At 75.5% G+C, this 5,595-nt stretch carries 6 protein-coding genes; 1 reads left to right on the top strand and 5 read right to left on the bottom strand.

Annotated elements, in window-relative coordinates:
• Window positions 1-233 precede the first annotated feature (233 nt).
• From rsmA to rsmI, 3 genes are all read right to left on the bottom strand, one after another.
• Window positions 234-1,091: a 16S rRNA (adenine(1518)-N(6)/adenine(1519)-N(6))-dimethyltransferase RsmA gene (gene rsmA, locus E1283_RS30640; RefSeq protein WP_243745217.1), complete on the bottom strand. Its 858-nt coding sequence runs from the start codon at window positions 1,089-1,091 to the stop codon at window positions 234-236.
• Between the two features lie 8 nt (window positions 1,092-1,099).
• Window positions 1,100-1,939, bottom strand: coding sequence for a TatD family hydrolase (locus E1283_RS30635; protein ID WP_132821435.1), 840 nt, complete (start codon window positions 1,937-1,939; stop codon window positions 1,100-1,102).
• Window positions 1,940-2,041: 102 nt separating this feature from the next.
• Window positions 2,042-2,941, bottom strand: a complete 900-nt coding sequence (rsmI, locus tag E1283_RS30630; protein ID WP_132821434.1) for a 16S rRNA (cytidine(1402)-2'-O)-methyltransferase — start codon at window positions 2,939-2,941, stop codon at window positions 2,042-2,044.
• A gap of 61 nt (window positions 2,942-3,002) precedes the next feature.
• Here rsmI and E1283_RS30625 point away from each other — a divergent pair, with 61 nt between their 5' ends.
• Entirely contained in the window at window positions 3,003-4,718 is a 1,716-nt protein-coding gene (locus E1283_RS30625; RefSeq protein ID WP_132821433.1) for a dolichyl-phosphate-mannose--protein mannosyltransferase, read from the top strand.
• Between the two features lie 100 nt (window positions 4,719-4,818).
• Here the strand turns inward: E1283_RS30625 and E1283_RS30620 are convergent, their stop codons facing one another.
• Window positions 4,819-5,418, bottom strand: a complete 600-nt coding sequence (locus E1283_RS30620) for a hypothetical protein (RefSeq protein ID WP_132821432.1) — start codon at window positions 5,416-5,418, stop codon at window positions 4,819-4,821.
• On the bottom strand, window positions 5,415-5,595 hold a 181-nt coding region (locus E1283_RS37640; protein ID WP_165956305.1), incomplete at its 5' end, for a hypothetical protein. The genes E1283_RS30620 and E1283_RS37640, both read right to left, overlap by 4 nt.

The raw sequence follows: 5,595 nt of genomic DNA, 5'->3' as shown, positions 1-5,595 counted from the left end.
GGGTGGGGTGGGCGGAGGCCCGCGGCCCGGCCGCTGCGCGGCGCGGGGCCCCCGAAGGGGGCGAGGCGCCGCCGGCGAGCCGGTCGGGCGCGGGGCCCGCGTGTGGCTGTCGCCGCGAAGCCGGTCGCGCCCGTCGGGGCGCGTGCGCGGCTGCCGCCGAGGCGGCGGGGCCGGCGGTGCGCTGCTGTCGCCGCGGAGGCGGTCGCGCCCGGCGGGTGGGCCCGCCAGGCCGCCTAGCCGGCCCGGCGGGGTCCGGCCTCGGCCAGGCGGGCGAAGTCCTCGACGGTCAGGGCCTCGCCGCGTGCGGTCGAAGGGACGCCGGCGGCCTCGCAGGCCGCCTCGGCGGCCGCCGGGGAGCCGGCCCAGCCGGCCAACGCCGAGCGCAGCGTCTTACGTCGCTGGGCGAACGCCGCGTCCACCACCGCGAAGACCTCCGCCCGGCTCGCCGTCGTCGCCGGCGGCTCGCGGCGGGTCAGGGCGACGAGGCCGGAGTCGACGTTGGGCGCCGGCCAGAACACGGTGCGGCCGATCGCGCCGGCCCGCCGCGCGTGCGCGTACCAGGCGGCCTTGACCGACGGCACCCCGTACACCTTGGACCCGGGGCCGGCCACCAGCCGGTCGGCGACCTCGGACTGGACCATCACCAGCGCCCGTTCGAGGCTCGGGAACGTCGCCAGCATGTGCAGCAGCACCGGCACCGCCACGTTGTACGGCAGGTTGGCGACCAACGCGCCGGGGGCCGGCCCGGGCAGCTCCGTGACGCGCAGCGCGTCGGCGTGCACCAACCCGAAGTGGTCCACCCGCTCCGGGAGCCGGGCGGCGACCGTCGCCGGCAGCGCGGCCGCCAGCGTGTCGTCGATCTCCACCGCCGTGACGTGCCGGGCGGTGGCCAGCAGCGCCAGCGTCAACGAGCCGAGCCCCGGGCCGACCTCGACCACCACGTCGTCCGGGCCGACCTCGGCGGCACGCACGATCCGCCGCACCGTGTTGGCGTCGATCACGAAGTTCTGGCCGCGTTGCTTGGTCGGGCGCACGCCGAGCGCGGCGGCCAGCTCGCGCACGTCCGCCGGACCGAGGAGCGAGTCCTCCACGTGGTCCTTCACCCGAAGGCCCGCACGGTGTTGGCGGCGACGTGCCGGGCGAGATCGTTCTCCGTCAGCCCCTTGATCCGGGCCATCGCGCGGAGCGTGACGGGGATCAGGTACGGCGCGTTGGGCCGGCCGCGGAACGGCGTCGGGGTGAGGAACGGCGCGTCCGTCTCGACGAGCAGCAGCTCGGGCGGGGCGGCGGCCAGCGCGTCCCGCAACGGCTGGGCGCTGCCGAACGTGACGTTGCCGGCGAACGACATGTAGTAGCCCTCGGCCGCGCACACCTCGGCCATCGCGACGTCGCCCGAGAAGCAGTGGAAGACGGTCCGCCGCGGGGCGCCCTCCTCGCGGAGGACGCGGAGCACGTCGTCGTGGGCGTCGCGGTCGTGGATGACCAGCGCCTTGTCGAGCTCCTTGGCGATGGCGATGTGCCGGCGGAACGAACGCTGTTGGGCCGCGACGCCCTCCGGTCCGGTGCGGAAGTAGTCGAGGCCGGTCTCGCCGAGCGCCCGCACCTCGCGGCGCTCCGCGAGCTCGGCGATCTCGTCGAGCGCCGCGTCCAACGCGCCGTCGGCGTCGAGGCGCGGGGCCTCGTTCGGGTGCAGCGCGACGGCGGCCCACACCGACTCGTGCTCGGCCGCGGTCTTCACCGCCCACCGGGCGCGCTCCAGATCGCAGCCGATCTGCACGACCCGGGTGACCCCGACCGCGGCGGCCTTCTCCAGAGCCTCCTCGACACTGGTGTCCTGCATGTCGAGATGGGTGTGCGAGTCGGTGACGGGCACGGCCAACGGCTCGGGCAACGGCGGCGGCACCGGCTCCAACGCCTTGGCCTTGGCGGACTTGGACATACGCCGATCCTACGGCGCCGCCGCACTGGCCCCGGCCGCCGGGTTTTCCCCACCCTCCCCCAGCTAACGCTGGGGGAGGGTGGGGGAAAAAACCCACGGCCGTCAGTCCGCCGGCTTCGCCGCCACCACCGCGTCGAAGACGCTCCGCTTCGGGACGCCCGCCTCCTTCGCCACCTCCGCGATCGCCGTCTTCCGCGGCTGCCCCGCCGCCTCCCGCTCCGCGACCAGCGCCGCCAGGTCGGCGGGAGCGAGCGCGGCGACGGGGCCCCGCGCCACGCCGGCGACCACGACCGTGATCTCGCCGCGGACGCCGTCCGCCGCCCAGGCGGCCAGCTCGGTCAGGGAGCCGCGGCGGACCTCCTCGTAGGTCTTGGTCAGCTCGCGGCAGACGGCCGCCCGCCGCTCGGCGCCGAACGCCTCGGCCATGGCGGCGAGCGTGGCCGCCACCCGGTGCGGGGACTCGAAGAAGACCATCGTGCGCCGCTCCCCCGCCAGCTCCCGCAGCAGTGCGGCCCGCTCGCCGGCCTTCCGCGGCGGGAAGCCCTCGAAGCAGAAGCGGTCGACCGGGAGCCCGGAGAGCGCCAGCGCCGTCAGCACCGCGGACGGGCCAGGCACGGCCGTGACCCGCGCGCCCAGCTCGATCGCGGCCGTGACCAGGCGGTAGCCGGGGTCGGAGACGGACGGCATGCCGGCGTCCGTGACGAGCAGCACCCGCGCCCCGCGCGCCAGCTCCTCCGCGAGCTCCGGCGTGCGCGCCACCTCGTTGCCCTCGAAGTAGGACACCACGCGCCCCCCGACCCGCACTTCGAGCCCCTGTGCGAGTCGCCGCAGTCGCCGGGTGTCCTCGGCTGCGACGACGTCGGCCTCGGCCAGTTCGGCGGCCAGCCGCGGCGGGGCGTCGGCCAGGTCACCGATGGGGGTGCCGGCCAGCACGAGGGTGCCGGTGGCCCGGTCGGGGGCGGTGTCGGGGGTGGTGTCGGAGGTGCCGTGCGCGCCAGTCATATACCGCATCCTCACCCATCCTCACGCTCGCCCGAGCCGCCGGATGCCAAGATGTCCGGTGATGACCAGCCAGACCGTGACCGACGCCCCCCAGGAACAGGACCCCGGCCGGCCCCCCGCCGGCTGGGGGCAACGGCTGCGCCGCTTCGGGTACGTCCCGCCGCGATCCGCCGGCGTCCGGGAGCGGCTGGTGCCGCCCTACCCGGAGCCGGGCTTCCGGCTCTGGCAGTACTTCGGTTTCGCGCCGGCCGCCGCCCTGCGGCTGGCCCGCTGGACCGGCTGGGGCGGGCCGCTCCTGGTCGCGGCGCTCGCCGGGGCGCTCCGCTTCGTCGATCTCGGCTCGCCGAACGACGTGATATTCGACGAGACGTACTACGCGAAGGACGCCTGGTCGCTGCTCCAGCGCGGCTACGAGACGGAGTGGGCCGACGACGCCAACGACCGGATCATGGCGGGGCAGACCCCGTTCGACGAGGCCGCCGCCTATGTCGTGCACCCGCCGGCCGGCAAGTGGGTCATCGCGGTCGGCGAGTGGCTGTTCGGGCTGACGCCGTTCGGCTGGCGGTTCATGGTGGCGCTGCTCGGCACGCTCTCGGTGCTGATGCTGTGCCGCATCGGCCGTCGGCTGTTCCGCTCCACCGTGCTCGGCTGCCTGGCCGGGCTGCTGATGGCGGTGGACGGGCTGCACTTCGTGATGAGCCGCACCGCGCTGCTCGACCTGGTGCTGATGTTCTGGCTGCTGGCGGCGTTCGGCTGCCTGCTGGTCGACCGCGACCACGCCAGGGCGCGGCTGGCGGCCGCGCTGCCGTCCGGCGACGACGGGCTGCTGCGGCCCGACGCGGACATCGGGACACGGCTCCGGCTCGGCGCGCGGCCGTGGCGGATCGCCGCCGGCGTCTGCCTCGGCCTGGCCGTCGCCACCAAGTGGAACGGGCTCTACGTGCTCGCCGCGTTCGGCATCCTCACGGTGCTGTGGGACGCGGGCGCCCGCCGCACGGCCGGCGCCCGGCGCCCCAGGCGGGCGGTGCTGCGGCGTGACGCGGTGCCGGCGTTCGTCTCCCTGGTGCCGGTCGCGCTGCTGGTCTACCTGGCCAGCTGGACGGGCTGGTTCCTCACCTCGGGCGGCTACTACCGCGACTGGGCGAACCGGCCGGGCGCGGGGCCGAGCGACTACTCCTTCGTGCCGGGAGCGCTGCGCAGCTGGTGGCACTACTCGACCGAGGTCTACCAGTTCCACGTCGGGCTGACGTCGGAGCACACCTACGAGTCCAACCCGTGGAGCTGGCTGGCCGCCACCCGGCCCGTCACCTACTTCTACACGTCCTCGGAGCACGGCGAGAACGGCTGCGAGTACACGAGCGGCTGCGCCCGCGAGGTGCTGGCGCTCGGCACGCCGCTGCTGTGGTGGACGGCCTGCTTCGCGCTGGCCTACCTCGTCTACCGCTGGTTCTTCCGCCGCGACTGGCGCGCCGGCGCGGTGCTGTGCGCGGTGGCGGCCGGCTACCTGCCGTGGTTCGTGTACCAGGAACGCACCATCTTCTACTTCTACGCGGTGGTGCTGGTGCCGTTCCTCTGCCTGGCGGTGGCGATGCTGATCGGCGCGCTGCTCGGCCCACCCGGCTCCTCGGAACGCCGCCGGGTGCTGGGCATCGTGGCCAGCGGGGTGCTGGTGCTGCTGATCGCGTGGAACTTCATCTACTTCTACCCGATCTACACCGGCACCGAGATCCCCGTCGACGGCTGGCGCGCCCGGATGTGGTTGGACACCTGGGTGTAGCCGTTGGACATGACGTCCGAGGCGCCCGACGAGGCGCCCGACGGGGAGCCCGGTGGGGCGGCGGGGAGGCGCGAAGCGGGCCGGTGGTTCCTGACGGCGGTCAGCCGAGGCCCGGTTCGGCCGGCAGGTCGAGGGGGCGTTTGTAGTAGGCCCAGGGTGAGTCGAAGTCGGTGGGGACGATCAGCTCCCAGCCCTGCTCGGCCATCCGCCGGCGGCGGCGTCGGGTCGGCCACCAGAGGCGTTGGTGCTCCCACTGGGTCGGCGAGGACTCGACGAGGTGGTGGAGGTGGCCGTAGTCGACGACGTGCCAGCCGCGGCGGCCGGAGTCGGTCAGCGCCTCCATCTCGTTGAACGCGTTGAGCGGGGTGAGCACCCTGCGGTGCGCGTCGGTGGCGGCCGCGGCGCCGGCCGTGGGGGTGGCGAAGCGCTGCTGCGCGGCCTGCCGGCTGATGCCGAGGAGCCGCCCGACGACCTCCCAGCTGTGGCCGGCGGCGCGCGCCCCGTTGATGGACTGCCGCAGCAGCCGGCTCGTCTCCTCGGCGGCCACCCGGGAGGCGGCGACCAGCACCAGGTGGGCCGCGGGGTCGCTGCCGAGGCCGGCGCGGCTGCGCGCGCGGGCGGCCAGCACCGCCTCGGCGACGGCCTCGCGCAGCGCCGTCTCCTCCGCCTCCGTCAGCCCTTCGGCCTCCGGCCCGGTCACGCCGCGCCCTCCGGACGGCCGGGGGTCGGCGGGAGGGGTTCGAGCGCGTCGAGCCTGGCGGCGTCCGCCCGCGCCCGGGTGGCGCCGGCGGCCAGCACCACGCCGAGGACGCACACGCCGAGGGCCATCGCGAGCAGCGGGATCAGCAGCAGGTCGCTGCCCGTCGCCGCCCACACC

Origin of the sequence: Streptomyces hainanensis, assembly GCF_004348415.1 — a bacterium.
GTDB lineage: Bacteria > Actinomycetota > Actinomycetes > Streptomycetales > Streptomycetaceae > Streptomyces > Streptomyces hainanensis.
The sequence above is the reverse complement of the archived record's forward strand: the minus strand, read 5'-3'. Positions and strand labels throughout refer to the sequence as shown.

Bases quoted from the DNA above. Each gene is read 5' to 3' on its own strand.
- E1283_RS30635 (WP_132821435.1), bottom strand. From the start codon at position 1,939: ATGTCCAAGTCCGCCAAGGCCAAGGCGTTGGAGCCGGTGCCGCCGCCG.
- E1283_RS30625 (WP_132821433.1), top strand. From the start codon at position 3,003: ATGACCAGCCAGACCGTGACCGACGCCCCCCAGGAACAGGACCCCGGC.
- rsmI (WP_132821434.1), bottom strand. From the start codon at position 2,941: ATGACTGGCGCGCACGGCACCTCCGACACCACCCCCGACACCGCCCCC.